Here is a 25,937-nt window from a genome sequence, read left to right on the forward strand (position 1 = left end):
CTGTTCTCGCCAGTTGAATGCAGAAACTACTTCACAGCAGCAGGGTATGGACTCACTTGAACGTCCGATGCTCTAGGGGTTTTTGATGACCGTAGCTGGCGGTGAGCGGCCGTTAACCGAGCTGATATTGAACGGCGATATGCTGGGATAGTGCGGTCCAGAGGCGGGAGCTTCCCGACATGAACCCATCGGAGGCCATCAGGAATGCAAGAAATGGTCGGTCCAAATGGCTTTCTTACCAACGTGTTTGGATTTGGTGCGTTTATACCTGTATCGCTGTTTATAGTTCTTGTCGGATATATCGTATTTCAAGATCTTCCCCTTATGGACAAGCAGGGGCGGTACCTCAATTATTTCTTCACTCATAGAAAGCGAGAGGCAAAGATTCTGATCTCCATCTGGGTTATTGGTTTTTGCTTCATACTTATAACGGGGGTTCTATCAACACTTTAGTACGCTCGGAGCGCATGTCGCCTTCGCGACGATGCCACACGACGCGCGCGCGTGGGCTAGGCCTGCCACCGCCGCCCTGCCGTCTGGACGCCGAACAGCGACGGGTTCCTGGCATAGGCCGCGAGCCCGGAGAGCGCCGCCAGTGGATGGGTGATCACATAGACGGGCATGGTGCGCATCAGTTCGCTGTGCGGCGCCTTGTCCTCGAAGGCGGCGCGGAAATTGCCGGTTTTCAGCGCCGGCAGGATTTTCTGCGCGATTCCGCCGGTCAGGAAGACGCCGCCGCGGCTCATGAACACCAGCGCAAGGTCGCCAGCGGTGCGCCCCAGGCAGGTGACGAACATCGACAGCGCTTCCTCGGCCACCGGATCTGACTTGGCCAGTGCCGCGGCGGTGACCTCGGCCGGCGTGGTGAAGGGCGCCGGCTTGCCATCCGCCTTGGCCACCGCCCGGTAGGCATTGACCAGGCCGCGTCCGGACAGGATCTGTTCGCCGGAGATTCTGCCCTCGAGCTTCTCGATATGCGGAAAGACCTGGAAATCGCGCGGCGAGCGCGGCCCGATGTCCATGTGTCCTCCCTCGCCGGGCACTGGTATCCAGTGGTTCAGCGCGTGGACCAGGCCGGCGACGCCAAGCCCGGTTCCGGGACCGAGCACCACCCGTCCCGCATTGGGCTCCGGCGCATCGCCGCCGATCTTTTCCATATGCTCTTCGCCGAGCGCCACGACGGCCAGCGCCTGCGCCTCGAAATCATTGAGCACCACGACGTCGCTGAGGCCGAGGCTGGCAAACATCTTTCTCGGCTTGACGATCCACGGGCAGTTGGTGAGCGGGATCTCGTCGCTGTCGACCGGGCCGGCCACCGCCAGCACGGCGGAGTTGGGCCGGACCGACGAGCGGTCGAGCACCGCCGCCTGGATCGCCTCGTCGATCGTGTTGAAATTGGCGGTCTGGACGATCTGCGGTTCGGTTGGTACCGAGTTCGCGTCGAGCACGATCGAAAAGCGTGCATTGGTGCCGCCAATGTCGCCGATTAGGACCGGAAACTGCAGCGCTATGTCGTCGCCTGGCATGCTCTCGTCCATCCCGGTTCCCAGTGGCGTTCCGCCGTTCTTTCGTTGACTAGCGCATGACCCGGGAAAGGGAAATCGGTTTTCGACGTTGAACGAGATGGCAGCACTTCACCAGGCGCTTTACCCCGTCCTCGCGGAGCACGCTTCGCGCAGGTAGGGGCCACAAGCGCGATCGACCGCCTTCCCAATATCGCGTCAGTCCCCCGGCCGCGGTCGCGGCAATGGAATGCCAATCTCGGGCGTTGCCGCGAAGGCGTTGACCGAGGCCGGGAGCGCTGCCGCGCCGCTGACGGATGCCCGCGCCGGCGACGGAGCCTTCGTGAGAACGGGTGCAGTCGCGACCGGCACGCCGTCGCCATAATAGGTGACCGCCTCCGCCGAAGCCGGATCTGGCCCGTCGAGCACGGCCTGGCACGCCGCGGGCAGGCTCGCCATCGTCATCACGTCGCGCGCTTTCGGCCTGTCCGGGTTCTTGTTGGGACGCCACGGTTCCTCGGTGAACCACCATGCCAGCGACTGGTCGCAGCCGTCGCCTGGCGCCGTGTTTTCCTGCGCTTTGCAATTGGGCGAGCCGGGCTGGCAGCCGATGCGGATGTGGAAGTGATAATCGTGGCCCCAGAACGGCCTGACCTTGCGCAGCCATGCGCGGTCGCCTTTCACCGTGTCGCAGAGCTTCTTCTTGATGCCGGGATTGACCAGGATGCGTTCGACTTCCGCGTAGCTTGCCGCGCGCTTCAGGAGCCGCATATGCGCCGGTATCCAGAGCGCATCCTTCACCAAATGGGTCTTTTCGTCGACAAGCAAGGTGGCGCTCATGTTTTCGCGCTGCTCGATCGAAAGCCTGCGATCGGGCATCGGCGTCAGCCAGATGTCGGCGTCGAGGCCGATCTGGTGCGAGGCATGGCCGCTCAGCATCGGGCCGCCGCGCGGCTGCGAAATGTCGCCGACCAGCAGGCCGGGCCAGCCATCGGCCGCGGCGTCGCGCGACAGTTTCTCGATCAGCGCGATCATCGTCGGATGGCCCCAGCGGCGGTTGCGCGAAGGCCGCATAACCTCCCACTTCGGGCCGTTCAGGGGAATGGCGACGCCGCCGGCAAAGCAGCCCTTGGAATAAAAGCCGATCGACTGCGGCGCAGCCACGGCCGGCAGTTTTTTGGCGCCGAACAGGTTTTTCGCCAGCTCTTCGGCCGCTGCAGGTCGTGGTGCAAGCCCTGCTGTGGCGAGAACGGCGAGTGCTGCCAATGCATGTCGCCCAAAACTGCGCAGCGGTTTTGGGACAACGACACGCATAAACAGAGATCTAAAGCGCGTTGCGACGCGCTCTAGCAGCAGCGTTCTACCGGGCAATGATCGCTTCAACGTTTTCATGAAGCAGAACCCCTCCGCGAATGAAGTCGAATCATATCACGCCCGGCGCGCGGTTTCGATCACGACCGCTTCATCGGGCTGCGCGCCTCGCCGTCGCGCCAGTTGCCCTCAGCCCACATATGGTCGAAGGCCGCCCGGTAGTCGGGAAAGCGGAAGCGATAGCCGGCAGCCTTGATCGCCGTGTTGGCGACACGCTTGTTCTCGCCATAGAAGGACCGCGCCATGGGCGAAAGCTGGGCGGTCTCGAACGGAATTTCGGGCGGCGGTGTAACGCCCATCAGCCCGGCGGCATAGGCGACGACGTCCTGCGGCGGCGCCGGCAGGTCGTCGGTGATGTTGAAGATGCCGCCGCGATTGTCTCCGATTAGATGCCAAAGCGCCCCGGCAATATCGTCGCAATGGATGCGATTGAACACCTGGCCCGGCTTGATCAGCCGCCGCGCTGTGCCGTTTTCCAGATTGACCAGGGCATTGCGTCCCGGTCCGTAAATGCCGGACAGCCGCAGAATCGCCACCGGCCGGCCGATGTCCTGACCCAGTTTCAGCCAGTCCCGCTCGGCGGCGACACGCATCATCGAGCGCTTCGACACCGGCCGGCATTCGGCGATCTCGTCCACCCAGCCGCCGCCTTGGTCGCCATACACGCCGACGGTGGAGAGATAGGCGATCCATTCCAGCGCCGGCATCGCCGCCGCGATTGTCTCGCGCGCCGCATTCAGCACCGGGTCGCCGGCCTCTTCCGGCGCCACCGAGACGACGAGATGGGTTGTTTTCTCGAGCGCGTTACGGATTTCGGGCGTCAGCGCGCCATCGAAAAGCAGCGGCTGGATCCCGCCTTGCTGCAGCGCTTCGAATTTCTCCGCTGCGCGTGTCGTGCCAATGATCGTGCCGTCATCCCTGTGGGCGCGGGCAAACGCCTTGCCCGAATAGCCGGCGCCGAAAATGAAGATTTGCTTCTCGCTCATACAGGCGCCTCGATTTGATCTGCCAGCGCCAAGCGCCATTCGCGTTGCACGGCCTCGTCGCTTTCTGCTTTCAGTGCAGCGGTGGCACGTTCGGCGAATTCAGTCTCTGGCACAAGCCGCGACAGCGCCCATACCGCCGCGCCGCGTACCAGAGGCGAGGCATCGCTGAGTAGCGCGCGCACGGCGTTGCCGAGCGAGGGTTCGCCGGAATTGCCGGCGGCGATCAGCACATTGCGGACAAAGCGGTCGCGACCGATGCGCTTGATTGGCGAACCGCTGAAGAACGACCGGAAAGCAGCGTCGTCGAACGCCAAGAGATCGGTGAGCGGCGGCTCGCGCAAGTCCGCGCGGGCGACGAGCTTTGCCTCCGACGCAGCCTGGGCAAACTTGTTCCATGGGCAGGCGGCTAGGCAGTCGTCGCAGCCATAGATGCGGTTCCCGATTTTTCCCCGGAACTCATGCGGGATCGGGCCCTTATTCTCGATGGTGAGATAGGAGATGCAGCGTCGCGCATCGAGCCGGTAGGGAGCCGGAAAGGCGTCGGTCGGACAAACATCGAGACAGGCGCGGCAGGAGCCGCAATGGTCGTCCTCGGGCGTATCGGGCGCAAGCTCAGCTGTCGTGAAGATGGTGCCGAGGAACAGCCAGGAGCCGTGCTCGCGGCTGACCAGATTGGTGTGCTTGCCTTGCCAGCCGAGGCCGGCGGCTTCTGCCAGCGGCTTTTCCATCACCGGGGCGGTGTCGACGAATACCTTTACGTCGCCGCCGGCGCGCGTCACGATCTTGCCGGCGATCTCTTTCAGCCGGCCTTTCATCACGTCGTGATAATCGCGGTTCTGCGCATAGACGGAGATCGCGCCGCGGTCGCGCTTCGCCAGCACCGCGCGCGGGTCGTGGTCGGGCCCGTAGTTCATGGCCAGCACGACGATCGAGCGAACCTCGGGCCAAAGTGCCGTCGGCTCGCCGCGGCGCTCGAGCGTCTCGGCGATCCAGCCCATTGAGCCATGGAAGCCGTCGGCGACGAATTCGGCCAGCCGAGCAGGCGCCTGCGGGATGGCATTTGGCGTGGTGACGGCAACGGCATCGAAACCGGCGCGCCGTGCCTCGCGGTCGATCAGCGCGCGCAGGTTTTGCGCTCTAGAAATCGAGGTCCGCATAATGTGACACCGGCGATAGGCCGCGCACCCGGTCGGACAAAAGCGGCCGGAACGATGGCCGTGATTTCACCCGTGCATACCATTCGCGCGCGGCAGCGTGTTCGCGCCAGTCGATCTCGCCGAGATAGTCGAGCACGGACAGCGCAGCCGCAGCCGCGAGGTCGGCATAGGTAACCTTGTTGCCGGCCAGCCAATGGCGGGTGCCGGCCAGCCAGTTGGTGTATTTCATGTGCTGGCGGATATTGGCGCGCGCGGCACGGATAGCCGCCGAATCCGGCGAACCGCCGCCCGCCGTTTCCGGCATGATCGGCTTCAGCACGCGTTCGCGCACCAGGTGCCGGGTCACCTCGCTATCGGCCTTGTTGAGATACCAGTCGGTCAGCCGGCGGATTTCGGCGCGCTCCATTGGGTCCTCGGCGAACAGCCGCTTGTCGCGCTTGAGCACGCCGCGCGTCTCGTCGAGATATTCGCCGATGACCATGGCACCGACGATCGGCACGTCGCCCTCGGCAAGCAGGATCGGCAGCGTGCCGGCCGGGTTCAGCGCCAGGAACTCCTTGCGCCGCATCCACGGCTTTTCCTCGATCAGCGCCAGCTCCTCGCCATACTCGCCGAAAGCGAGGCGAACGAAGCGGCAGGTGGCGAACATCGGGTGGTGGAAAAGCGTCAGCATGGTCCCGCGATAATAGAGCGCACTGGCAAATCGCCGGCTGCGCCGGTAAGTCTTGGCCGCCCCGATTCAGGTGGCCGTCAGGGTGCTGCGACCTATAGGAGGAGTTCCGCGCCATGACAAGCAAGCCGTTCTTCAAAGCCCTCACTCGAACGTCGAGGTTTACATGGAAAGCCAGACCATCGTCGAAGCGCTGCTGCTCGGCATGATCGAGGGCATGACCGAGTTCATTCCGGTCTCGTCAACCGGCCATATTCTGCTTGCCGGCCATTTTCTCGGCTTCCATTCGACCGGCAAGGCCTTCGAGATATTGATCCAGCTCGGCGCCATATTGGCGATCCTCAGCGTCTATTTCCATCGCCTGTGGCAGATGCTGGTCGATCTGCCGCGTGATCGGGTGACGCGGCATTTCGTCGTCGGCATCCTCGTCGCGTTCCTGCCGGCGGCCGTCATCGGCGCACTGGGGCATGGCTTCATCAAGACGGTGCTGTTTGAATCGCCGAGGCTGATCTGCGTCATGCTGATCATCGGCGGCGTCGTCCTGCTGTGGGTAGATCGCTTCAAGCCGAAGCCGCTCTACCATGACGTCGAGCGGTTTCCGCTCCGGCTCTATCTGCAGATCGGACTGTTCCAGTGCCTTTCGCTGATTCCCGGCACGTCGCGCTCCGGCTCCACGATCGTCGGCGCGCTGCTTCTGGGTGTCGACAAACGGGCGGCTGCGGAATTCTCCTTCTTCCTTGCTATGCCGACGATGGTCGGCGCCTTCGCCTTCGACCTGTTCAAGAACCGCAATGTGCTGACCAGTGCCGATCTGCCCGTCATCGCCGCCGGTTTCATCGCCGCCTTCGTCGCGGCGATTATCGTCGTGCGCTTCCTGCTCAACTACGTCTCGCGCCACGGCTATTCGCTGTTCGGCTGGTGGCGGCTGGTCATCGGCACCGTCGGCCTGGCGGCGCTGTTCGTCTGGGGGTAAGGCGGCAATTTCGCCCAGGGCTCTGTTCGTTTGGCCTAGCAATGCCGGCTAATGCTGGGGAGACGACCAGCGTAGACCTGTCCCTCCAACCCAAGCCGTCCTCGCAGAGTCGTCCTTACTACTGGTGCATTCCGTAGCCGAAATCGACTGCGTTCACCACTCTTCAGAACTTTTTCACGCCGATTTCATGACTTCGAACGACCTCTCGCGTTCTCTCTCGCACGCCGTCCCCACACGCTTCGGACGTCGAACTGAGGAGATATAGGGATGATCAATCGCGTCTTGGGAATTCTTGTGATCGGCGCGGCGACCACCGCGTCCGCTGGGGACAGTCTGAACCGTCACGTTCTTGAACGAGCAGCAAGCTGCTGGCCTACGCAGACGGCGATGCGCGGGATCAGCTTCAGCGCAGATGTCCACGTCAGCTTCACGCGCGAGGGGCACGTCAGCGCCATCGAAATCGTCGACGTTGCGCCACAGACCCAGACGTTCAAGGCCTTGGCCAGGGACTTCGCGGACGCATTGAAGCGCTGTGGCCCGTACGGAACCGAAGGCGTGAGCGAAATGAACCTCAATCTCTCATGGCCGCTGTAGGCGCAGCGAAGTTGCTGCTACTTCGTCACCGAGAATTCGTAACGCTTGAAGCGAGACAGAAGTATGTATTCGTTCGTGGCTTCAGATGTGCCGCTCAGGTTGCGGAACACAGCGCCACAGCCCGTCAGCTTACGCGGATCTGCGCTGCACAGGCTGTCGCCCTGCACCCACATCCGACCGGTCACGACCTCCTCACCAACTGTTCTGGTCACGCTGCCGTCGGCCGCAACCACAGCATGGTAGGCTGAGACATTTGGCAGAATCTGGCGTCCCGTCAGCTCGTGTCCGATTACGAGATTGCCGATGTCGACGCCGTTCATCCGTTCAGCGGATTCCGGTTCCATTCCGGTGGGAAGCTCGGAAACCCCCGCCTTCCTCAAGCCATCGAGCAGGCGAGCGATGTCCTCCGGTCGCTTGTAGACGAAGAACTGCTGCGCGATCAGCAGGTTCGGCTGACCCTCCTGCCTTTCCAACAGCACGCTTCGGAGCTGCTCCAGGGCCGAGGCCGCTTCCGGCAGGCGATCGAGATGCGCAAGCGCCGCGACAAGAACATGCAGGCCGTAGAACTTCGTCCACGGATTGGGCGCCCGGATATCAACCTGCTCGAGCTGCGCGACCGCCTCCTCGTAGCGTCCTTGGCCGAACGCCGCCAAGCCAGCCTGGTAGTGTCGCCACTCCGTCCATCCGGGGTCGACGCGTAAGGCCGCATCGAGAAAGGTTCGCCCCTCGGCCGGCCTGCCGTTGAAGTTGAGGGCCTGGCTCAGCCCTTCGTAGGTCCAGGAATCGCTCGGGTCGAGCGCTATCGCTTTTTGCAGGGCAGCCACCGCCTCGTCGGACCTATGCTCCCGGACCAGAAGTTCGGAAATCAGCTGATAGTAACCGGGAGACGGATTTCCGGCAGCGATGGCCAGACTGCCGTAGAGCTCGTCGTCGATTTCGTCCCAACTGAGTCCGAGAGCCAGTCTCCTCGCGTCGTCGGCATCCCAGTGAAGCCATGCCAATTCCGCCGCCGCCGCGCCGAAATCGGCGTCCAACGCCAAGGCCTGGCGAAGGTAACCCGATGCTTCCACCGTGCCCGACAGTGTTTCCGTGCGCCGCGCCTCGATAGCGCGCCGAAACGCCTGGTAAGCTTCCGGATCGTCAGTGTCACCGGACACGGCGAGGTTTGCTTTTCCCGGGACGAGCTTCAGCTGTAGCGCGGCGACAATTTCGCCCGGCAATGATCGCCAGTACAGCGGTTACAAATATCAGGCCGCGCCTGCCTTTAATCTCGCGCGGTTCAGGAGAGGCAGTGCCGTAAATCTGCGGGTAGCGATCGTGAGGTATGCCGGGCGCTTCGGTTTCGGGTACAAAGCGCGATAGAGCGTTCCACGTGGTAGTTCAGTGCGCTGCGATCCGGATCCCATATAGGATTGCCGCAGCGCCGACCAATAAGGCCTGACCCTAGTTCCGCCCGTAAAAAACATTCTCGACATGCACCGGCCAGCGCCACGGCAGCACCGCGACCATGTCGAAGCGCACCGACAATCTTCCATAATCGGATTGGCGCGACAGCCAGAAATCGGCGGCGCTTTCGATGCGGCGCTCCGATTCGTAAGCGATAGCCTCCATGGCTTCCATCAGTGTGCGGCGCGCCTTCACCTCGACGATCAGCACCAGGTCGCCGCGCCGCGCGATCAGGTCGATCTCGCCGAACCGCGTGCGGTGGCGGCGCGCCAGGATCCGATAGCCTTTCACCATCAACGCCGCCGCCGCCAGCCACTCGCTGCGGTGGCCGCGCCGATAGGCGCGTTGGCGGCTGGCGGCCGGGCGTTCAGCCATCGCCGTCTTTCTCGGTGTCGCCCTCTTTCCCGGTGTCCCGGTCCTTCCCAGTATCCTTGAGTTCGAGCAGCCGCCGATAAAGCGCCTGTTTCTGGCCGCCGGTCATCTTGGCGACTTCCGCCGCCGCCTTGGAGGCCGGCATCTCGGCGGCAAGCGAAAGCAGAAGCCGGTCGATATCGGCCGGTTCGTCTGCCGTTGCTTCCGACGGGCCGACGCAGATGACGATCTCGCCTTTCGGCGTGTCGGCTGCCGCGTAATGGTCGGCGAGCGACTGTAAGGTGCCGGTCCGCAGTTCCTCGAACGTCTTGGTCAGCTCACGGCCGATCGCGGCCCTGCGGGGACCGCCCAGCGCCTCGACCATGGCACTGAGCGTCTCGGCCAGCCGGCGCGGCGATTCGAAGAATATCAGCGTCGCCGGCACCGCTTTCAGCGCTTCCAGCCGCGCCAGCCGCTGTCCAGTCTTCACCGGCAGGAAGCCGGCAAACAGAAAGGCGTCGGAAGGCAGGCCGGATGCCGTCAGCGCCGCAAGCGGCGCCGATGGGCCGGGGATCGGCACGACGCGAATGCCTTGACCGAGCGCTTCGCCGACCAATCGGTAGCCGGGATCGGAGATGAGCGGCGTGCCGGCGTCCGAAATCAGCGCCACGCTCTGTCCGGCTTCGAGTGCTGCAATCAACTTAGGCCCGGCCTCCCCGGCATTATGCTCATGATAGGCCGTGGTGCGGCGGCGGATGCCGTAACGGTCGAGCAGCACACGGCTGACCCGCGTGTCCTCGCAGGCGACGATGTCGGCGGCGGCGAGCGTTTCAAGCGCGCGTAATGTGATGTCGGCGAGATTGCCGATCGGCGTCGCTACCAGGTAGAGCGCCGGCGCGAGCGGCCGGGCTGGTATTTCGGTCTGGCCGATCACGTAGCTGCGTTTTGCCAACTCGCCGGTCACCGGTGTCCCCCGTCAGGCTCTGACACTTGAATGCATTCGGCCCTGTTTGGCACGGCTCACGCCTGGTTGCAAAACCGGTGCCGAAGTCAAGCGGTCGCCATGCCTTCGCCACAGTACGGAACGAAACCGTGCCCGGCGGATTTACCCCTGATCTCGGGAGGAGCAGGATGGACAGTCTCAAGATACAAGACGTTTTCGAACCCTACTATGCAGGGCGCAAGCGCTTCGCCGCGCGAAAGGACAAGAGCCAGCCCGCCAAAGCCGGCGCGGGTCCGGCCAAAGAACCGCGAAAGCGTCGTCCTTCAAAGGCAACCAACCTGGAAATCGAGCCCTCGACCGGCACCGACAGCACGATGGAGCACTGACCAGACGATGCCCAATCGCTTCGACATTTTCATCACCCGCCTTGAAACGAAAAGCTCCCGCAATGGAGCGCCCCCAAATCCGATAAGCGATCAACACCGCGCCCGCCGCGACAAGGGCGATGCCAAGCCGGCTCGCTCCGGTGAGGCGGATCCCGAGAAAGACCACGCCAAGCGCCGCCACAAGCACGACGCCTGACTACCGCAATCTTCGCGATTGGCCGAGACGTTTCTCTCAAAAGCGTGGGGGAAACGCTCGGCCACATCATTTAACCCAGATACTTCGAGACGCGCGCTTCCAGCAGACGCACCAGACCCGGGTCCATGAACTCATAGTCGTCCGGAATATCGAGGCAGATCACGCGAGCCTTCTTCAGGCTGGCCTTGAATTTTTTCTGCAGTTTGGCGCGGTGCGCCTTTTCCATCACGAAGATGATGTCGGCCCAAGAGACGAGGTCGTGCGTCAACGGGGTGTCGGCATCGTGGTTGGTGCCGGCCGATGCGACGTCGATATCCCTGCGACCAGAAAACACCTGTTCCGCGGTCGGACTGCGCAAGCGGTTCTGGCTGCAGACGAAGAGGACGTTTTTCACCAGCTTGTTCTTGCACTCGCTCTGAGGTTCATTCCTACATACGATATAAACTGCTCGCTCAGGCTCGGTATCTTAACTTTTGATATGACTTTCTGATTTTTGAGAATCGAAGGGGGCGATGCAAAAGATCGGCACGTTCACCCTGGAGATTGTCAAGCGGACGGGCAAAGCCAAAGGCTTCGACGTTCTGCCGCGCCGCTGGGTCGTGGAGCGCACATTCGCATGGCTCAGCCGATGCCGCAGGCTGGCCACTGGGAGAGATCCATCGCTTCCGCAGAAGCCTGGATATACGTCGCTCACATTCGCCTGCTCACACGCGGGCTCGCAAGAGCTTGATGTAAAACCTTCTTTTTGGTTCAGGCTCTCTAGCATTTGCTTTCGTAGGGTTTCAAATTCGGGCCGCTTTTAAACACGGATGGAGATTCAACTTTGTTCGCCGGAAAGGCTCGGCGCTCCCCATGGAACTCGGGCCGCAATTCCGCTCGCTAAGCTTTTTTTATGATGGGCCGCCAGCCTCTGTTCGTAACGCTCCGTGTTATGTTGGACCCTGCGTGTGCGCTTGGGCGTACGGGAGAGGATTATGTCGGCAACTTTAACCGCACTGAGCAACAGAGAGGCCTATAGGCTGGGAGATTTCAACCTGATTGGTCGTGGCGACCATGCGACCATATGCTTGGCAGACGGGGAAGTTTCGCGCCAGCATGCAACGATCCGGCGCGACGGCGCGAACTACTGGGTTGTTGATGTCGGCAGTGCCAATGGCAGTTATGTGAATGACGTGGCGCTCACAACTGCGCGTGTGCTGCACACCGGCGATCGCGTCCAGTTCGGCAGATCGATTTTTCTTTTCGAACAGGGCACGACTGCCCCCGATCTAGATTCGCAAGCGGCGAATACAAAAACTCAATGGGGCAACCCGGCAGCGCCTAAGAGCCGGCCGGCCACCCTGTTCGTTGCTGATTTGAAGGAGTTTACCGGAATTAGCGCAAGGCTATCCCCGGAACAGGTGGCGGCCCTCTTGGCCGAGTGGTATATGGACTGCAATGCGATTTTGAAGCACTACGGTGCCTCGATCGACAAATTCATCGGTGATTGTGTATTTGCTTATTGGCACGGGACCGGAGCGGATGTCTGTGTCTCTGCGGTTCAGGCTGCCCAGGCGCTCCGCGCTGCGGAAGACGCGGCTACGTCGCCAACCCGAGTACTGGTCAGGGAACAACAAGACATCGTACTCGACTGCCGCATTGGCCTTCATGTAGGTGAAGTTGCTATCGGCGCTATGGGCAAAGGCATCAACACCGCGTTGGGCGATGCCGTGAATTTGGCCTTTCGTATTGAGGGATTGACGCGAAAACTGGAAAAGCCGCTGTTGGTCAGCGCCCAATTCGTCGAGCACTGGCCTGAAGGTAGACAATATTTCAAGTCCTGCGGCTATCACGAGGTCAAAGGGCGCGCCGAGATGATCGAGGTTTTCAGCCTAAAATAGGCGCGCCAGCAGTTCAGCTCCTGGCCTATGCTCTACCGCGCCAGGTCCGCCACCACCGCATCCAGCACGATCATGCCGGCCGGGGTGGCGCGCAGGCGGGCATTGCCGATCGGCGCCACCAGCCCCTCGCCCTGCAGCATCGACAGCCGAGCGGTCGACAGGCCGCGGCCGGAAAACGCTTCGTAGCGGGAGAGGTCGATGCCCTCAGTCAGCCTCAGCCCCATCAGCAGGAACTCGTCGGCCTCTTCCGAGCGCGTCAGGATCTCGCCGCCGGTGACGCCATGGCCCTTGGCCTCGACCAGATTGGTCCAGGTCTCCGGCATTTTCTCCGCGATGGTCACCACGCGGCGGCCGTTTTCGACGAAGCGGCCATGTGCGCCTGGACCGACGCCGACATATTCGCCATAGCGCCAATAGGTGAGATTGTGCCGGCTCTCCGCACCTGATCTGGCGTGGTTGGAAATCTCGTACGCCGGCAGCCCTTGCGCGGCGGTGATCTCCTGCGTCAGCGCATAGAGATCGGCGGCATGATCATTGTCGGGAATAGCGAATTTCTTGGCCGCATGCAGCGCGTGGAACGGCGTGCCTTCCTCGATGGTCAGCTGGTAGAGCGACAGATGGTCGGCGGCGTGGCCGATAGCCTGCTCGAGTTCCGCCTGCCACGCTTCAGCTGTCTGGCCGGGCCGTGCGTAGATCAGGTCGAAGGATAGCCGCGGAAAGATCTCACGTGCCAGGCCGATTGCATGCAGCGCTTCATCGACATTGTGCAGCCGACCGAGGAAGCGCAGATCCTTGTCGTTCAGCGCCTGCACGCCAAGCGACACGCGGTTGACGCCCGCCGCCCGGTAACCGCGAAAGCGCTCGGCCTCGACCGAGGAGGGGTTGGCTTCCAGCGTCACCTCGATGCCAGCAGGCACCGCCCAGTTCTTCGCCACCGCGTCCAGCACCGTCGCCACGGTTTCCGGCTTCATCAGCGACGGTGTGCCGCCGCCGAGAAAAATGCTGGTCACCTCGCGTGGTCCGGTGCGGTTGCGCATCGTCGCAAGCTCGGTCTCGAAGGCGCGCGCAAAGCGCTCCTGGTCGACCTGCTGGTGGCGGACATGGCTGTTGAAGTCGCAATAGGGGCACTTGGCCGCGCAGAACGGCCAGTGAATATAGACGCCGAAGCCGGGGCCGCGGTCGAGCAGCATGGTCATTTCACGGCCGATCGTGCCAAATCCAGTCTGGCCTGCGCGAATTTCTGGAAGGCGCGGGCGCGGTGCGACAATGCCGTCGCCTGGCCGGGCTTCCAGCCATGTTTTTCCTCTGCGGTCATCTCGCCGAAGGTCTTTTCGAAACCGTCCGGCACGAACACCGGGTCGTAGCCGAAGCCGAGTTCGCCGCGCGGCGGCCACACCAGCGTGCCCTCGACCTCGCCGCGGAAGTATTCGGCCGCACCGTCGGGAAAGGCCAAGCAGATAACGGCGACGAAGCGGCCCTTGCGCTGCGTCGGATCAACCGCGCCGACTTCCTGCAACGCCACTTCCGCTCGCTGCATCGCCATGCCGAAGTCGCGGGACCCGTCCGGCGCCTCGGCCCAGTTGGCGGTGTAGACGCCGGGCGCTCCGCCCAGCGCATCGACACACAGGCCGGAATCGTCCGACAATGCCGGGATGCCTGTCGCCTTGGCGGCGGCAAAAGCCTTGATGTAGGCGTTCTCCTCGAAGGTGGTGCCGGTTTCGTCCGGTTCCGGCAGGCCGTATTCCTTGGCCGACTTCGCTTCTATGCCGAATGGGGCCATCAGATCGGCAAATTCCCGCAGTTTGCCGGCGTTGTGGCTTGCAACGACAATTCTATGCCCATCAAGCGAATGCATCAGATGCCCCAGATTCTTGGCTCGGCGAATTCGATCGAATTGCCGGAAGGGTCGCGAATATAGATCGAGCGGCCGCCTTGCGGCCATTCGAACTCGCTTTCGATGGCAATCTTCTTCGCTTCCAGATGCGCTTTCCAGCGCAGGATCTCGTCCGCGCTTGCCGCAAAGCAGAGATGGCCGTCGCCGACAGTGCCGTGCGGCGGCACTTTCAGCTTGGCATCGGGCGCCGGCGGCACCTTGGTGGCCTCGGCGTTGAAGATGAGCAGCACGCCGTCCCCGCAACGGAAGAAAAGATGCCTGCCGTCGACCTTGCCCAGCAGATCGAGCCCAAGCACATCGGTGTAGAAGGTTTCCGCAGCAGCGAGGTCTGTGACGTATAGGGCCGATTCGAGGATTGCAGAGGGTGTCATGACAGAACCGAAGGCTAAGCTACAGCCATCTGCTGCAGGCTGACCAGTCGCTGAATGCCCTTCTTGGCCAATTCCATCAGCGCCGTGAACTGCTCCTCCGAGAAAGGCTCGCCCTCGGCCGTGCCTTGGATCTCGACGATGCCGCCCTTGCCGGTCATGACGAAGTTGGCGTCGGTGCCGGCCGAGGAGTCTTCGAGATAGTCGAGGTCGATGACCGGCTGACCGTCATGGATGCCGCAGGAAATCGCCGCGACATGATCCTTCAGCACCTTGCCGACGCTGGCCATCTGCCGGGCTTCCATCCAGCGCAGGCAGTCATGGAGCGCCACCCAACCGCCGGTGATCGAGGCGGTGCGCGTGCCGCCATCGGCCTGGATCACGTCGCAGTCGACGGTGATCTGCTGCTCGCCGAGCGTCTGCAGGTCGACCACGGCGCGCAGCGAACGGCCGATCAGCCGCTGGATTTCCAGCGTGCGGCCGCCTTGCTTGCCGGCCGAAGCCTCGCGGCGCATGCGCTCGCCGGTCGAGCGCGGCAGCATGCCGTATTCCGCCGTCACCCAGCCCTTTCCGGAATTGCGCATCCAGCCCGGCACTTTTTCCTCGAGGCTGGCCGTGCACAGCACATGCGTGTCGCCGAACTTCACCAGGCATGAACCTTCCGCGTGCTTGGAGACGCCGCGCTCGAAGGAGATGGCGCGCATTTCGTCGAATTGGCGTTTAGAAGGGCGCATTCAGTCTTTTTTCCTATCTTTTTTCGGAATCGTGGCCGGCTTGTAGCCGCATGGGGCGCAGGGCGCAAAGGAAAATGGCCGGTTGCGCCGGTGTGGCCGAAGTCTATATCTTTGGGCCGGAGGTATTTGGCTCGAATGACCAAGGCAGTCGATCCCGGTTCCCAGTCGGCGGCAGTGCTTCAGTCGCCCGCACTCCAGTCGCTCGACATGCGCTCGCGCGACATCTTTCGGCGCATTGTCGATTCCTATCTGAAGGACGGCGAGCCGGTCGGCTCACGCAGCCTGTCGCGTATCCTGCCGTCTTCGCTGTCGCCCGCCACCATTCGCAACGTGATGAGCGATCTCGAGCATCTCGGCCTGATCTATGCGCCGCATATCTCGGCCGGCCGATTGCCGACCCAGGCCGGCCTGCGCTTCTTTGTCGATGCCTTCATGGAGCTTGGCGACCTCTCCGACGAGGAGCGTCGCACCATCGAGGCGCAGGTGCGCGCCTCCGGCTCGGGCGCGACGCTTGAGCACATGCTCACCGAGGCCAGCCAGATGCTGTCCGGCATGTCGCGCGGCGCCGGCCTCGTGCTTGCCGCCAAGAACGAGGTGGCGCTCAAGCACATCGAGTTCATCCAGCTCGAGCCGAATAAGGCGCTGGCCGTGCTGGTCTCGCAGAACGGCGACGTCGAAAACCGCGTCGTCGATCTGCCCGCCGGCATCACCGTCTCGCAACTGCACGAAGCCTCGAATTTCCTCAACGCCCATATCCGCGGCCGCACGCTGGCCGAGGCGCGGGTCGAGATCGCCCGTATCAAGGAGGAGACCAAGGCCGCCCTCGACACGCTGTCGCAGGATCTGGTCGAGAAGGGCCTTGCGGTTTGGGCCGGCGCCGAAAGCGGCCTGCCGGCGCGTCTCATCGTGCGCGGCCGCGCCAACCTGCTGGAAAATGTCACCGCCCAGGCCGACATCGAGCTGCTGCGGCATTTGTTCGAGGATTTGGAGACGCAGAACGGGCTGATCCAGCTTCTCGACCTCGCCGAGGAAGGCTCCGGCGTGCGCATCTTCATCGGCTCGGAAAACAAACTGTTTTCGCTGTCGGGCTCGTCGCTGGTCGTGGCGCCCTATCGCGACAAGGACGCCCGCGTCATCGGCGCGCTCGGCGTCATCGGCCCGACCCGGCTGAACTACGCACGCATCGTGCCGATGGTCGACTATACCGCGCAGCTTATTTCGCGCATGCTGCGGTAATACATGTCGCCCAAAACCAAAGCGCGTCGCACGAATCCCTTCAAACGCGACACGCTTTCGGGGACCTCAAGGAGAAAAAAGTGGCGCTGGAATCATTCAAAGCCCAGATCAGCCTGCTGCTCGAGCAGATGATCAACCAGCCCGAGGATCAGCATGAAGTGCAGGAACAACTGCGCGAAAAGCTGAGGGAGATGCGCGCCATGGGCCTGCCGCTGCCCGCCGATCTCGTCGCGCTGGAAAAGCGCCTCGACGACGATTTTTACGCGGCCGGAAACTGAGCCTGAAAGACAATATGGTCGATTTGCCGGCGCGTCACTTACGGCAAAGCCCGTCTTGATCGGCGCGTTCGCCTGGCCGGCGGCGCTGGTGCAATCGAAACCGTCCCTCAGGGCGTACACGGCCGGCCCACCTTTGTGCGACAAGGCCCCAGTCTTAAAAGGCTCAGTCTAGAAGGTCGATCCCGTTTTTTGGGGTCATGCGCTAGACTAAGGCCGAAACCATGACCCTCACCGGATTCCTCGCCTATAGCGCGGCCCTAGGTATCGCCGCCGCCATTCCTGGCCCGGGGCTGACCGCGCTTATTGCGCGTGCGCTCGGGTCCGGCTTTCGCTCGGCGCTCGCCATGTCCTTCGGACTGATGCTCGGCGATCTCACCTATCTCACGGCCGTGGTGCTCGGCCTTGCTCTCGTCGCGCAGACCTTCGGCATGGCCTTCCTGGCGATCAAATGGCTGGGCGTCGCCTATCTCGCGTTCCTGGGCTGGCGCTTCTGGACCAGCGGCATCACGCCCGAAACGGTGGAGGCGAAGAAAGGCAGGGGCGGACTGTTGTCGAGCTTCATTGCCGGCCTTGCCGTCACGCTCGGGAATCCTAAGACGATGATCTTCTATCTCGCCATCACGCCGACCATCGTCGATCTTAAGACCATCACGCTCGCCGACTACGGCATCCTCGTCGCGCTCACGCTCGTCGTGCTGCTGGTGGTGCTGGTGCCCTATCTGGCGCTGGCAGCCAAGGCGCGCGGTCTTCTGAAGTCGCCGCGAGCGCTGAGGGCGCTGAACCGCACCGCCGCCGCTTTCATGGTCGGAGCGGCCGCCGCGATCGCCGCCCGGCAATAGGCCAGTTTTGGCCACGCCTGAAACGCTTTTCCGGGGCGAGGGTGTTTTCAGAATGCGACCCACTCGGATATTTTCAAACGGCAGGCTATCTTGCGCGGCCGAAGGCTTTATCCTGCCTTGTCGAGACCTAGTTGCCTGACTCTTGCCCGACACCGACCTTGCCCGCGTAACTCTTGGGAGCGAAACCAATGAACAAGCCCGCCACCACCGTGCATATGCCCGGCCGCGGCCGCATCTACAATTCGATCACCGAGACGATCGGCGACACACCGCTGGTGCGGCTCGACAAGTTCGCAAATGAAAAGGGCGTCGTTGCCAATCTGCTGGCCAAGCTTGAATTCTTCAACCCGATCGGCTCGGTCAAGGATCGCATCGGCGTCTCGATGATCGAGGCGCTGGAGGCATCGGGCAGGATTGCGCCCGGCAGGACCACGCTGATCGAGCCGACCTCGGGCAATACCGGCATCGCGCTTGCCTTTGCCGCCGCCGCCAAGGGCTATAAACTGATCCTGACGATGCCGGAAACCATGTCGGTCGAACGCCGCAAGATGCTGGCGCTGCTCGGCGCCGAACTGGTGCTGACCGAAGGGCCGAAAGGTATGAAGGGCGCCATCGCCAAGGCCGATGAGCTGGCCGCGACGCTGCCCGACGCCATTATTCCGCAGCAGTTCGAGAATCCGGCCAATCCGGAAATCCACCGCCGCACCACGGCCGAGGAAATCTGGAACGACACCCATGGCGAGGTCGACATATTCGTCGCCGGCATCGGCACCGGCGGCACCATCACCGGCGTCGGCCAGGTGCTGAAGCAGCGCAAGCCCTCCGTGCATGTCGTCGCCGTCGAGCCGGAAGCCTCGCCGGTGCTGTCGGGCGGCCAGCCCGGCCCGCACAAGATCCAGGGCATCGGCGCCGGCTTCGCGCCGAAGATCCTCGATACGACGATCTATGATGAAATCGTCAAGGTTTCCAACGAGGATTCGGTCGCCAATGCGCGGCTCGTCGCCCGTCTCGAAGGCGTGCCGGTCGGCATCTCCTCGGGCGCCGCCCTGCAGGCGGCGATCGTCGTCGGCTCACGGCCGGAGAACAAGGGCAAGAACCTCGTGGTCGTCATCCCGTCCTTCGCCGAACGCTATTTGTCGACGATCCTGTTCGAAGGGCTGGGTGCTTAATTTTTTGACACGGGAATTCCCGATAGGGACGGATTCGTAGCGATCCTTCGCGCCCCCTCTGTCCTGCCGGCATCAAAAGTTCCGCACCGACACTTCGGTCTGGACCGCTGAAAAAACACCTGTGGCGGGCGTCGCTCACTTGAGTGGAGCGGTGCTTCCGGTTCAAATCGCCGCTGACCTGCAGGCCGGCGGAGAATTTGATGTACAGGCTTTATACGCGCCCCAACACCGGCGGCTTTGTCGTCGAGGCGGCGCTCGCTTTGGCGGGCGTGCCTTTCGACCAGATCGACGTTCCGAAGTCGGCCTCGCCCGATCAGGCCTTTCTCGACATCAGTCCCTTGAACCAGGTGCCGGTCCTGATCTTGCCGGACGGAAGCTCAATGACCGAATCGGCGGCGATCTGCATCCTGCTTGCCGAGCGCCACCCGGATGCAGCTCTGGCGCCGGCGGTGAGTTCACCCGCCCGCGCCGACTTTCTGCGCTGGATGACCTTCATGTCGTCGGTCATCTATCAGGCTGACCTGCGGTTCTACTACGCCCATCGCTACACGGCCGATTCCGGCGGCGTGGAAGCCGTCAAGCAGGCGGCGATCTCGGAAATGGACCGCGGCTTCGCCATTCTCGATGCTGCCCTCGAAAGCCGGGACTGGCTGGTCGGCGACCGGCTCACGCTGGCCGACATCTATCTCGTCATGCTGGTGGCCTGGCATCCCGAGGTCGGAAAAGTCCGCACCGCCTGGCCGAACATCGAACGCCTGTGGGCCAAATTGCGGGAGCATCAGGTGATGAGGACGCTGAACGCCTCCCACGCCATGTGGCCGGTCTGAACAGGTCCCGCTCAACCGCAGCTCAGTCTTTTTCCGCGCGGCCGAGCCCAGCCCGCAGTTCCTGCAAGAACCGGCGCACAGCCGGGTCGCGTTCGAGACCGGTCGCCCGGTCATAGGCTGCCGCCGCTTCCCGAGTTTTGCCGAGCCTGGCCAGGAGGCCCGCGCGGGCGGCCCAATAAGGCTGATAATCAGGCAGCCGCTTGTCGTCGCCAAGCTCGTCAAGTGCGCTCAATCCTGCCGCTGCGCCGTCGGCCTCGGCAATGGCTACCGCGCGGTTGATCGATACAACAGGCGAGGCGGCAATCACCGACAGCGCGTCGTAAAGATGTCTGATCGCGATCCAGTCGGTCCGGCCGGTCAGCCGCCTCGTCGTATGGGCGGATTGCACGGCTGCCTCGAGTTGGTAGCGGCCGACGACGCCCCTGGTCGCGGCGCGCCTCAGTAGGGTCTCAGCTTCGTCGATCAAGGCGCCGTCCCACAGCGCGAGCTCCTGCTCGGCCAATGGCACATAGTCTCCGGCGGCGTTGCGCCGCGCCGCACGTCGCGCCTCGGCAAACAGCATCAGCGCCAGCAGGCCGAGCGTTTCCGGCTCATCCGGCATCAGCGACGCCACCAGCCGGCCGAGCCAGATGCCTTCGGTGGCGAGATTGCGGCGTCGGGTCTCGGTGCCGGCCGGGTCGGACCAGCCTTCGGCGAACGCGGCGTAGATCGCTTCCAGCACCGCATCCAGCCGCTCGCCAAGCTCTGCCCGCTCCGGCACACGGAACGGAATGCCGGTCTCGCGGATGCGGCTTTTGGCGCGCACCAGGCGCTGGCCCATCGTTGCCGGCGATACCAGGAAGGCCGAGGCGATCGTTGCCGCGTCGAAGCCCAGAATGGCCTGCAGGATGAGCGGCGCGCGCACGCCGGCTTCGATCGCCGGATGGGCGCAGGCAAACATCAGCCGCAGCCGCTCGTCGGGCAGGTCTTCATCGGCCATGCGTGCCTCGATCTCCTCGGCGATCAGCCTGAGATGGTCGCGGCCCGCCTCGCTGGTCAGCCGCCGCCGGATCGCATCGACGCGGCGTCTGCGCGCCACCGCCAGCAGCCAGGCTTCCGGCTTCTCGGGCACTCCGGTTTGCGGCCAGCGTTCCAGCGCCGCCGCAAAGGCGTCGGCCAGTGCGTCCTCGGCGCCGGTCACGTCACGGATGCGCGCGGCCAGATAGGCGACCAGCTTGCCGTAGCTTTGCCGGGCGGCCGCTTCCGCCGCCGCCCGCGCGATCTCCGGGCGACCGCCCATCACATGGTCATTTCTCAGATAAGTACTCCGTCATTTCCCAGATCGGTCGCACCTCGACCGTGCCGGTGCTGGCTGCCGGACAGCGCGCCGCCCATTCGATGGCCGTGTCGATGTCTGTCGCCTCGATCATGTAGAAGCCGGCAAGCTGTTCCTTGGTGTCGGCATACGGGCCGTCGAGCACGTTGGTCTTGCCGTTAGCCATCCGCACAGAGGTGGCCGCCTGGGTCGGGCGCAGCCGGTCGCCGGCCAGCCACGCGCCTGATTTCTTCAACGCCTCGGTGTAAGCGCCATAGGCCGCGAGGGTCTGCTCGGTGTTCGCGCGCGGCGCATTCGCCATTGCGGCTTCGTCATTGTAGATCAAAAGCATGTATCGCATGGTCTTCTCCCGTGGTTCGAAGGCCGCGTCATTGCCGGCCGATCCAATGTCGCGCGGCCTCACCCGATTTCGACAGGCGCTGCAGAAATCTTTCGGTCCGGATGGCGTCTCGCGCAAGCCTGCATGTCCTGCGGCCATCAACCGTTGGTCTAATCGGCGCAATTGCGGGTTGGCATTTCCTGCCCGCTGTCTAAACTCGCCCCGGGTCGTGCGGTGGTAAATATTTCAGGGAGGAAATCACATGCTCAATTTCAGGACGAAGTTTATTGCCGCCGGCGCGCTGTCGCTGTCGCTTGGCCTCGGCGCGGTGTCGGCCAAGGCGCAGGAATTCATCAACGTGCTGACCGGCGGCACCTCGGGCGTCTACTATCCGCTCGGCGTCGCGCTGTCGGAAATCTACGGCAAGGGCATCGAAGGCGCCCGCACCCAGGTGCAGGCGACGAAAGCTTCGGTCGAGAACCTCAACCTTTTGCAGCAGGGCAAAGGCGAGATCGCCTTCGCGCTCGGCGATGCCGTCAAACTGGCCGCCGAGGGCAATACCGAGGCCGGCTTCCCGGGCAAGCTCGACAAGCTGCGCGGCATCGCCGCCATCTATCCCAACTACATCCAGATCGTTGCCAGCAAGGAGTCCGGCATCAAGACGCTCGCCGACCTCAAGGGCAAGAGCCTGTCGGTTGGCGCGCCGGCCTCCGGCACCGAGCTCAACGCCCGCGCCATCTTCGCCGCCGCCGGGCTGAAATACGAGGATCTTGGACGGGTCGAATATCTGCCCTTCGCCGAATCGGTAGAGCTGATCAAAAACCGTCAGCTTGACGCCACGCTGCAGTCGGCCGGCCTCGGCGTCGCCTCGATCCGCGACCTCGCCACGTCGGTGCCGATCAACGTCGTTGCCGTCCCGGCGGAGGACGTCGCCAAGATCGGCTCGCCTTATCTTTCGGTGACCATTCCCAAGGGCACCTATGAAGGCCAGACCGAGGATGTCGCGACCGCCGCCGTCGGCAATTTCCTCATCACCCACGCCGACGTTTCCGACGAGACTGCCTATCAGATGACCAAGCTGCTGTTCGAAAACCTCGACCAGCTCACTGCTGCCCACGCTGCCGCCAAGGCGATCGACATGGCCAAGGCGCTCGACGGCATGCCGGTGCCGCTGCATCCCGGCGCCGAGCGGTATTACAAGGAAAAGGGATTGGTGAAGTAGGGCGCTCCCTCCCCCCGAGGGGAGGGTGGCCCGTAGGGCCGGGAGGGGTCCTCGGCGACGCGCTCCATCATTCAGGCAAAGGTCGAGGCAGTTGAGGTTACCCCACCCGTCCATCCGCCTTCGGCGACTGTCCACCCTCCCCTCAAGGGGGAGGGATTGCGCCCCGCCGGGAACCCGCCAATGACCGACGCCCGTCTCGAAACCCCGACCGTTCTCTCCCCCACCGCCGAAGCCCCGGTCGAAGGCTTGCCGCCGGGTTTCGGCGACGGCATCGCCGGCAAGGCCGCCTTTCTCATCGCCATCGCCTTCTCCATTTTCCAAATTTACATCGCCGCCTATGGCAGCCTGCCGAGCCAGGTGGTGCGCGCCATGCATGTCGGCTTCTTGCTGCTGCTCGGCTTTGCCCTGATCGCCAATCTGCGCGCCACAAGCATACCGGCCAAAGCAGCGTTCTGGACGCTCGGCTTGCTCGGCTTCGCCACCGGCCTGTACAATTGGGTGTTTTATGCCGACCTCATCCGGCGCTCCGGCTTCCTCACCACGCCGGACCTGATCGTCGGCACGGTGCTGGTCGTTCTGGTCTTCGAGGCGGCGCGGCGGCTGATGGGGCTGCCGCTTGCCCTGATCGCTTTGATCTTTCTCGCCTACGCTTTCTTCGGCAATCATCTGCCGCCGCCCTTCATCCATCGTGGCTATGATTTCGCTCAGCTCATCGACACCTTCGCCTTTGGCACCGAAGGCATATACGGCACGCCGGTCTACGTCTCGGCCGCCTATATCTTCATCTTCGTCGTCTTCGCCGCCTTTCTCGAACGCGCCGGCATGATCGCGCTGTTCAACGATTTCGCCCTCGGCCTGGTCGGCACGTGGCGCGGCGGCCCGGCCCAGGTCTGCGTTCTGTCCTCGGCGCTGATGGGCACCATTTCCGGTTCCGGCGTCGCCAATGTGGTGGCCAGCGGCCAGTTCACTATTCCGCTGATGAAGCGCTTCGGCTTCCGTTCGGCTTTCGCCGGCGCCGTCGAGGCGACCTCTTCGATGGGCGGCCAGATCATGCCGCCGGTGATGGGCGCGGTCGCCTTCATCATGGCCGAGACGCTGAACATCCCCTATGCCGAGGTGGTCAAGGCAGCGATCATCCCGGCGCTGCTCTATTTCGGCGCCTGCTTCTGGCAGGTCTACCTGGAAGCCGGCAAGGCCGGCCTGCAGGGCATGGCCAAGGCGGACCTGCCCAATCCGTGGGACGCGGTGAGAAGGCACTGGCCGCTGGTGCTGCCGCTGGCGGCGCTCATCTATCTGCTGTTTGCCGGGTATACGCCGATCTTCGCCGGCACCATGGGTCTGGCGCTGACGATCGTGCTCATCCTCGGCACGCCGCTGGCGGCTTTGATCGGGCCGCTTGCCTTCCGCATCGTCTTCTGGCTGGCGCTCGGGCTTGCCGCCGCCTCTTTCATGAGGTTCGGCGTCAATATCCTCAGTTTTGTGATCGCAGCGCTAATTGTCGCCTGCGTCACCTTCAGGGGCGGGCGCGAGACACTGCAGATATGCATAGATTCGCTGGCCGAGGGGGCAAAGAATGCGCTGCCGGTCGGCATCGCCTGTGCCATCGTCGGCGTGGTCATCGGCACTTTGACGCTCACCGGCATCGCCTCGACCTTCATCGGCTGGATCATCTCCATCGGCGAGAACAATCTGTTCCTGTCGCTGGTGCTGACCATGCTCACCTGCCTGGTGCTCGGCATGGGCATCCCGACGATCCCCAACTACATCATCACCTCGTCGCTGGCCGGGCCGGCATTGCTGTCACTCGGTGTGCCGCTGGTGGTCAGCCACATGTTCGTCTTCTATTTCGGCATCATGGCCGACCTCACACCGCCGGTGGCGCTGGCCGCCTTCGCCGCCGCGCCGATGGCCAAGGAAAGCGGCCTCAAGATCGGCATCCAGGCCACCAAGCTTGCCGTCGCCGGCTTTGTCGTGCCGTTCATGGCGGTCTACACCCCGGCGCTGATGCTGCAGGACCCCGGCCCGACCGCCGCCCAGTTCGGCTATCCGGTCGAGGTCGCCTATATCGTCCTCAAGGCCTGCATGGGCATTGCCCTGTGGGGTGCAGCCGCCGTCGGGTTCCTTGCCCGGCGCATGGCCTGGTGGGAACGTCTCGTCGCCTTCGCCGCCGGCGTGCTGCTGGTTGCCGCGCTGCCTGTCACCGACGAAGCCGGCTGGGCGCTCTCTTTCGCCTGGATCGGCTGGCACTGCTGGCGCGCGCGGTGTGCGTCCGGCACCGCATGAGCCTCTGTATCCTCGCCGCCGGCAAGACCGTGACGCTCACTGTGGCTGCGTTCACGCTCGCCTGGACGCATTCGGTGGAAAAGACGCGTTGGCAGGAAGACTGGAAGGTGACGCCCTTCGGCTTGCAGATCGTCGAGGCACGGATCAAGGGCTCGGGCGCCGGCATGGAACCGCCGCAAGGCTCGGTGCTGCGGGACGGCTGGTGGGTCTATAAACCCATGATGGCGCCGCAGCGAAGCCTTGCGCTCGCGGCCTCTGGCGCGACGGGTGAAGGCTGGACGCTGTGCACGATTCAGGGCTGCCGCGAACTCGCCAAGACGGCAGGCGACGCAATCTTGCTTGAGCCGTGCGAAGGTTCGAGCCAGCCGCGGTAGCGGACGATGCCGGCAAGGGGGGTGCCGATCCGCCCGCGGTATCGGGCAGGATAGAAGCCTTGCAGTGGCCGGCCTAGCCAATCAGCCGCCCTTTCAACTCGGCGGATGGAATCTCGCAGCTCTCTTTCCTGCCGAACAGCGCGTAACGGTTCTTCGCAATGCGATCGTAGAGCCAGTCGCGGAGCGGGCGCGGCAGCAGGAGTAAAGACCTCGCGGCCCGCCACGGCCAGCCGAGTTCGGCCATGACGGCAACGAAACTGTCCAGGCGCGTGAAGGCCTCGCCGTCGATGAGGGCCAGATTGGTTTCGTAGCTTTCCGTCCGCAGCCCGTATTTTCGAAACAGCGCTTCGCCGAGCGGCGACTGCGCCGTGGCGAAGCGGAAGCGGCTTTTGCCGTCGAGCCTGACCACCATGCGCACGAAGCCAGAACACAGCACGCAGACGCCGTCGAACACGATCAACGGCTGGCTTGCATCGAAAACTGGCTTTTCGGGAGGATGGTCTGGCTGGGCGGTCACGCGGGTCCCGGCTGCTTGGTGTCAAACGACACTAGAGCGTTCTGTCATTTGATTGAATCGTAGGGATTCCCGAATCACGACAATTTTGATTCAACCTGCTGGCTGGG

At 63.4% G+C, this 25,937-nt stretch carries 28 protein-coding genes and 2 pseudogenes; 13 read left to right on the top strand and 17 right to left on the bottom strand.

The window, feature by feature from the left end; translation table 11 throughout:
• Window positions 1-509: 509 nt before the first annotated feature.
• The 5 genes from AC0L25_RS28840 to AC0L25_RS28860 all read right to left on the bottom strand — a co-directional run bounded on the left by AC0L25_RS28840 (window position 510) and on the right by AC0L25_RS28860 (window position 5,689).
• Window positions 510-1,526 carry a glucokinase gene (locus AC0L25_RS28840; protein WP_473598613.1) on the bottom strand — a complete coding sequence of 339 codons (1,017 nt, stop codon included), beginning with the start codon at window positions 1,524-1,526 and terminating at the stop codon, window positions 510-512.
• Window positions 1,527-1,721: 195 nt separating this feature from the next.
• Entirely contained in the window at window positions 1,722-2,816 is a 1,095-nt protein-coding gene (mepA, locus tag AC0L25_RS28845) for a penicillin-insensitive murein endopeptidase (protein ID WP_473598588.1), read from the bottom strand.
• 137 nt (window positions 2,817-2,953) lie between these two features.
• Window positions 2,954-3,859 carry an SDR family oxidoreductase gene (locus tag AC0L25_RS28850; RefSeq protein WP_473598589.1) on the bottom strand — a complete coding sequence of 302 codons (906 nt, stop codon included), beginning with the start codon at window positions 3,857-3,859 and terminating at the stop codon, window positions 2,954-2,956.
• Window positions 3,856-5,016 carry a tRNA epoxyqueuosine(34) reductase QueG gene (queG, locus tag AC0L25_RS28855; protein WP_473598590.1) on the bottom strand — a complete coding sequence of 387 codons (1,161 nt, stop codon included), beginning with the start codon at window positions 5,014-5,016 and terminating at the stop codon, window positions 3,856-3,858. Before queG ends, AC0L25_RS28850 begins: the two co-directional genes overlap by 4 nt.
• Window positions 4,997-5,689, bottom strand: a complete 693-nt coding sequence (locus AC0L25_RS28860) for a glutathione S-transferase family protein (RefSeq protein WP_473598591.1) — start codon at window positions 5,687-5,689, stop codon at window positions 4,997-4,999. The genes queG and AC0L25_RS28860 overlap by 20 nt, the downstream gene beginning before the upstream one ends.
• 163 nt (window positions 5,690-5,852) lie before the next feature.
• Here AC0L25_RS28860 and AC0L25_RS28865 point away from each other — a divergent pair, with 163 nt between their 5' ends.
• A complete protein-coding gene (locus AC0L25_RS28865; RefSeq protein WP_473598592.1) occupies window positions 5,853-6,659 on the top strand; it encodes an undecaprenyl-diphosphate phosphatase in 807 nt (268 codons plus the stop codon).
• Between the two features lie 267 nt (window positions 6,660-6,926).
• Window positions 6,927-7,253, top strand: coding sequence for a hypothetical protein (locus AC0L25_RS28870; RefSeq protein WP_473598593.1), 327 nt, complete (start codon window positions 6,927-6,929; stop codon window positions 7,251-7,253).
• Between the two features lie 17 nt (window positions 7,254-7,270).
• Here AC0L25_RS28870 and AC0L25_RS28875 read toward each other — a convergent pair whose 3' ends face one another.
• From AC0L25_RS28875 to rsmI, 3 genes are all read right to left on the bottom strand, one after another.
• Entirely contained in the window at window positions 7,271-8,287 is a 1,017-nt protein-coding gene (locus tag AC0L25_RS28875) for a tetratricopeptide repeat protein (protein WP_473598594.1), read from the bottom strand.
• A 409-nt stretch (window positions 8,288-8,696) separates the two neighbouring features.
• Entirely contained in the window at window positions 8,697-9,074 is a 378-nt protein-coding gene (locus AC0L25_RS28880; protein WP_473598595.1) for a YraN family protein, read from the bottom strand.
• Window positions 9,067-10,014, bottom strand: a complete 948-nt coding sequence (gene rsmI, locus AC0L25_RS28885; protein ID WP_473598596.1) for a 16S rRNA (cytidine(1402)-2'-O)-methyltransferase — start codon at window positions 10,012-10,014, stop codon at window positions 9,067-9,069. The genes AC0L25_RS28880 and rsmI overlap by 8 nt, the downstream gene beginning before the upstream one ends.
• Before the next feature lie 167 nt (window positions 10,015-10,181).
• Between rsmI and AC0L25_RS28890 the strand changes: the two genes are divergently transcribed.
• Window positions 10,182-10,379 carry a hypothetical protein gene (locus AC0L25_RS28890; RefSeq protein WP_352955704.1) on the top strand — a complete coding sequence of 66 codons (198 nt, stop codon included), beginning with the start codon at window positions 10,182-10,184 and terminating at the stop codon, window positions 10,377-10,379.
• 79 nt (window positions 10,380-10,458) lie between these two features.
• Here AC0L25_RS28890 and AC0L25_RS28895 read toward each other — a convergent pair.
• A pseudogene (locus AC0L25_RS28895) lies at window positions 10,459-10,569 on the bottom strand (EamA family transporter); the annotation flags it as partial.
• Between the two features lie 76 nt (window positions 10,570-10,645).
• Window positions 10,646-10,969 (bottom strand): low molecular weight protein tyrosine phosphatase family protein, encoded by a 324-nt coding sequence (locus AC0L25_RS28900; protein ID WP_473598597.1) that lies wholly within the window; start codon window positions 10,967-10,969, stop codon window positions 10,646-10,648.
• 109 nt (window positions 10,970-11,078) lie between these two features.
• Between AC0L25_RS28900 and AC0L25_RS28905 the strand changes: the two are divergent.
• A pseudogene (locus tag AC0L25_RS28905) lies at window positions 11,079-11,305 on the top strand (transposase); the annotation flags it as partial.
• Window positions 11,306-11,549: 244 nt separating this feature from the next.
• Window positions 11,550-12,455, top strand: coding sequence for an FHA domain-containing protein (locus tag AC0L25_RS28910; RefSeq protein ID WP_473598598.1), 906 nt, complete (start codon window positions 11,550-11,552; stop codon window positions 12,453-12,455).
• A 32-nt stretch (window positions 12,456-12,487) separates the two neighbouring features.
• Here AC0L25_RS28910 and hemW read toward each other — a convergent pair whose 3' ends face one another.
• Genes hemW through rph form a run of 4 tightly spaced genes read right to left on the bottom strand, consistent with a single transcriptional unit; the run spans window position 12,488 to window position 15,451 of the window.
• The gene (gene hemW, locus AC0L25_RS28915) at window positions 12,488-13,651 is read right to left on the bottom strand and encodes a radical SAM family heme chaperone HemW (protein WP_473598599.1); all 1,164 of its coding nucleotides are present in this window, start codon (window positions 13,649-13,651) and stop codon (window positions 12,488-12,490) included.
• Window positions 13,648-14,310 (bottom strand): RdgB/HAM1 family non-canonical purine NTP pyrophosphatase, encoded by a 663-nt coding sequence (gene rdgB / locus AC0L25_RS28920; RefSeq protein WP_473598600.1) that lies wholly within the window; start codon window positions 14,308-14,310, stop codon window positions 13,648-13,650. Before rdgB ends, hemW begins: the two co-directional genes overlap by 4 nt.
• Window positions 14,310-14,720 (bottom strand): VOC family protein, encoded by a 411-nt coding sequence (locus AC0L25_RS28925; protein WP_473598601.1) that lies wholly within the window; start codon window positions 14,718-14,720, stop codon window positions 14,310-14,312. The genes rdgB and AC0L25_RS28925 overlap by 1 nt, the downstream gene beginning before the upstream one ends.
• Before the next feature lie 14 nt (window positions 14,721-14,734).
• Window positions 14,735-15,451 carry a ribonuclease PH gene (gene rph, locus AC0L25_RS28930; protein WP_473598602.1) on the bottom strand — a complete coding sequence of 239 codons (717 nt, stop codon included), beginning with the start codon at window positions 15,449-15,451 and terminating at the stop codon, window positions 14,735-14,737.
• A 135-nt stretch (window positions 15,452-15,586) separates the two neighbouring features.
• On the opposite strand from rph, the gene hrcA reads away from it, so the two are divergent.
• The 5 genes from hrcA to AC0L25_RS28955 all read left to right on the top strand — a co-directional run bounded on the left by hrcA (window position 15,587) and on the right by AC0L25_RS28955 (window position 19,800).
• Window positions 15,587-16,687, top strand: a complete 1,101-nt coding sequence (gene hrcA / locus AC0L25_RS28935) for a heat-inducible transcriptional repressor HrcA (RefSeq protein WP_473598603.1) — start codon at window positions 15,587-15,589, stop codon at window positions 16,685-16,687.
• 80 nt (window positions 16,688-16,767) lie between these two features.
• The gene (locus tag AC0L25_RS28940; RefSeq protein WP_029347942.1) at window positions 16,768-16,965 is read left to right on the top strand and encodes a hypothetical protein; all 198 of its coding nucleotides are present in this window, start codon (window positions 16,768-16,770) and stop codon (window positions 16,963-16,965) included.
• A gap of 221 nt (window positions 16,966-17,186) precedes the next feature.
• On the top strand, window positions 17,187-17,804 hold the full coding sequence (locus AC0L25_RS28945; protein ID WP_473598604.1) for a LysE family translocator: 618 nt from the start codon (window positions 17,187-17,189) through the stop codon (window positions 17,802-17,804).
• A 188-nt stretch (window positions 17,805-17,992) separates the two neighbouring features.
• Entirely contained in the window at window positions 17,993-18,973 is a 981-nt protein-coding gene (gene cysK / locus AC0L25_RS28950) for a cysteine synthase A (protein WP_473598605.1), read from the top strand.
• 200 nt (window positions 18,974-19,173) lie between these two features.
• Entirely contained in the window at window positions 19,174-19,800 is a 627-nt protein-coding gene (locus AC0L25_RS28955) for a glutathione S-transferase family protein (RefSeq protein ID WP_473598606.1), read from the top strand.
• A gap of 22 nt (window positions 19,801-19,822) precedes the next feature.
• Here AC0L25_RS28955 and AC0L25_RS28960 read toward each other — a convergent pair whose 3' ends face one another.
• Both AC0L25_RS28960 and AC0L25_RS28965 read right to left on the bottom strand, forming a co-directional pair.
• Window positions 19,823-21,079: an RNA polymerase sigma factor gene (locus AC0L25_RS28960; protein ID WP_473598607.1), complete on the bottom strand. Its 1,257-nt coding sequence runs from the start codon at window positions 21,077-21,079 to the stop codon at window positions 19,823-19,825.
• A 7-nt stretch (window positions 21,080-21,086) separates the two neighbouring features.
• Complete coding sequence (locus tag AC0L25_RS28965; protein ID WP_473598608.1) at window positions 21,087-21,455, bottom strand: YciI family protein; 369 nt, start codon at window positions 21,453-21,455, stop codon at window positions 21,087-21,089.
• Between the two features lie 241 nt (window positions 21,456-21,696).
• On the opposite strand from AC0L25_RS28965, the gene AC0L25_RS28970 reads away from it, so the two are divergent.
• The 3 genes from AC0L25_RS28970 to AC0L25_RS28980 all read left to right on the top strand — a co-directional run bounded on the left by AC0L25_RS28970 (window position 21,697) and on the right by AC0L25_RS28980 (window position 25,313).
• Window positions 21,697-22,656 (top strand): TAXI family TRAP transporter solute-binding subunit, encoded by a 960-nt coding sequence (locus tag AC0L25_RS28970; RefSeq protein WP_473598609.1) that lies wholly within the window; start codon window positions 21,697-21,699, stop codon window positions 22,654-22,656.
• A gap of 180 nt (window positions 22,657-22,836) precedes the next feature.
• Entirely contained in the window at window positions 22,837-24,939 is a 2,103-nt protein-coding gene (locus AC0L25_RS28975; protein WP_473598610.1) for a TRAP transporter permease, read from the top strand.
• On the top strand, window positions 24,936-25,313 hold the full coding sequence (locus tag AC0L25_RS28980) for a DUF1850 domain-containing protein (protein ID WP_473598611.1): 378 nt from the start codon (window positions 24,936-24,938) through the stop codon (window positions 25,311-25,313). The genes AC0L25_RS28975 and AC0L25_RS28980 overlap by 4 nt, the downstream gene beginning before the upstream one ends.
• Window positions 25,314-25,386: 73 nt before the next feature.
• Here AC0L25_RS28980 and AC0L25_RS28985 read toward each other — a convergent pair whose 3' ends face one another.
• On the bottom strand, window positions 25,387-25,830 hold the full coding sequence (locus AC0L25_RS28985) for a thiol-disulfide oxidoreductase DCC family protein (RefSeq protein WP_473598612.1): 444 nt from the start codon (window positions 25,828-25,830) through the stop codon (window positions 25,387-25,389).
• Window positions 25,831-25,937: the final 107 nt, after the last annotated feature.

This window comes from Mesorhizobium sp. WSM4813 (genome assembly GCF_055811555.1).

Excerpts from the sequence above, each read along its gene's own strand:
- AC0L25_RS28955 (WP_473598606.1), top strand. The coding sequence starts at position 19,174 with ATGTACAGGCTTTATACGCGCCCCAACACCGGCGGCTTTGTCGTCGAG.
- hemW (WP_473598599.1), bottom strand. The coding sequence starts at position 13,651 with ATGACCATGCTGCTCGACCGCGGCCCCGGCTTCGGCGTCTATATTCAC.
- AC0L25_RS28870 (WP_473598593.1), top strand. The coding sequence starts at position 6,927 with ATGATCAATCGCGTCTTGGGAATTCTTGTGATCGGCGCGGCGACCACC.
- AC0L25_RS28910 (WP_473598598.1), top strand. The coding sequence starts at position 11,550 with ATGTCGGCAACTTTAACCGCACTGAGCAACAGAGAGGCCTATAGGCTG.
- AC0L25_RS28880 (WP_473598595.1), bottom strand. The coding sequence starts at position 9,074 with ATGGCTGAACGCCCGGCCGCCAGCCGCCAACGCGCCTATCGGCGCGGC.
- queG (WP_473598590.1), bottom strand. The coding sequence starts at position 5,016 with ATGCGGACCTCGATTTCTAGAGCGCAAAACCTGCGCGCGCTGATCGAC.
- AC0L25_RS28890 (WP_352955704.1), top strand. The coding sequence starts at position 10,182 with ATGGACAGTCTCAAGATACAAGACGTTTTCGAACCCTACTATGCAGGG.
- AC0L25_RS28925 (WP_473598601.1), bottom strand. The coding sequence starts at position 14,720 with ATGACACCCTCTGCAATCCTCGAATCGGCCCTATACGTCACAGACCTC.
- AC0L25_RS28865 (WP_473598592.1), top strand. The coding sequence starts at position 5,853 with ATGGAAAGCCAGACCATCGTCGAAGCGCTGCTGCTCGGCATGATCGAG.
- cysK (WP_473598605.1), top strand. The coding sequence starts at position 17,993 with ATGAACAAGCCCGCCACCACCGTGCATATGCCCGGCCGCGGCCGCATC.
- AC0L25_RS28965 (WP_473598608.1), bottom strand. The coding sequence starts at position 21,455 with ATGCGATACATGCTTTTGATCTACAATGACGAAGCCGCAATGGCGAAT.
- hrcA (WP_473598603.1), top strand. The coding sequence starts at position 15,587 with ATGACCAAGGCAGTCGATCCCGGTTCCCAGTCGGCGGCAGTGCTTCAG.
- AC0L25_RS28860 (WP_473598591.1), bottom strand. The coding sequence starts at position 5,689 with ATGCTGACGCTTTTCCACCACCCGATGTTCGCCACCTGCCGCTTCGTT.
- AC0L25_RS28850 (WP_473598589.1), bottom strand. The coding sequence starts at position 3,859 with ATGAGCGAGAAGCAAATCTTCATTTTCGGCGCCGGCTATTCGGGCAAG.
- AC0L25_RS28980 (WP_473598611.1), top strand. The coding sequence starts at position 24,936 with ATGAGCCTCTGTATCCTCGCCGCCGGCAAGACCGTGACGCTCACTGTG.
- mepA (WP_473598588.1), bottom strand. The coding sequence starts at position 2,816 with ATGCGTGTCGTTGTCCCAAAACCGCTGCGCAGTTTTGGGCGACATGCA.
- AC0L25_RS28970 (WP_473598609.1), top strand. The coding sequence starts at position 21,697 with ATGCTCAATTTCAGGACGAAGTTTATTGCCGCCGGCGCGCTGTCGCTG.
- AC0L25_RS28945 (WP_473598604.1), top strand. The coding sequence starts at position 17,187 with ATGACCCTCACCGGATTCCTCGCCTATAGCGCGGCCCTAGGTATCGCC.
- rph (WP_473598602.1), bottom strand. The coding sequence starts at position 15,451 with ATGCGCCCTTCTAAACGCCAATTCGACGAAATGCGCGCCATCTCCTTC.
- AC0L25_RS28840 (WP_473598613.1), bottom strand. The coding sequence starts at position 1,526 with ATGCCAGGCGACGACATAGCGCTGCAGTTTCCGGTCCTAATCGGCGAC.
- AC0L25_RS28975 (WP_473598610.1), top strand. The coding sequence starts at position 22,837 with ATGACCGACGCCCGTCTCGAAACCCCGACCGTTCTCTCCCCCACCGCC.
- rdgB (WP_473598600.1), bottom strand. The coding sequence starts at position 14,310 with ATGCATTCGCTTGATGGGCATAGAATTGTCGTTGCAAGCCACAACGCC.
- AC0L25_RS28960 (WP_473598607.1), bottom strand. The coding sequence starts at position 21,079 with ATGGGCGGTCGCCCGGAGATCGCGCGGGCGGCGGCGGAAGCGGCCGCC.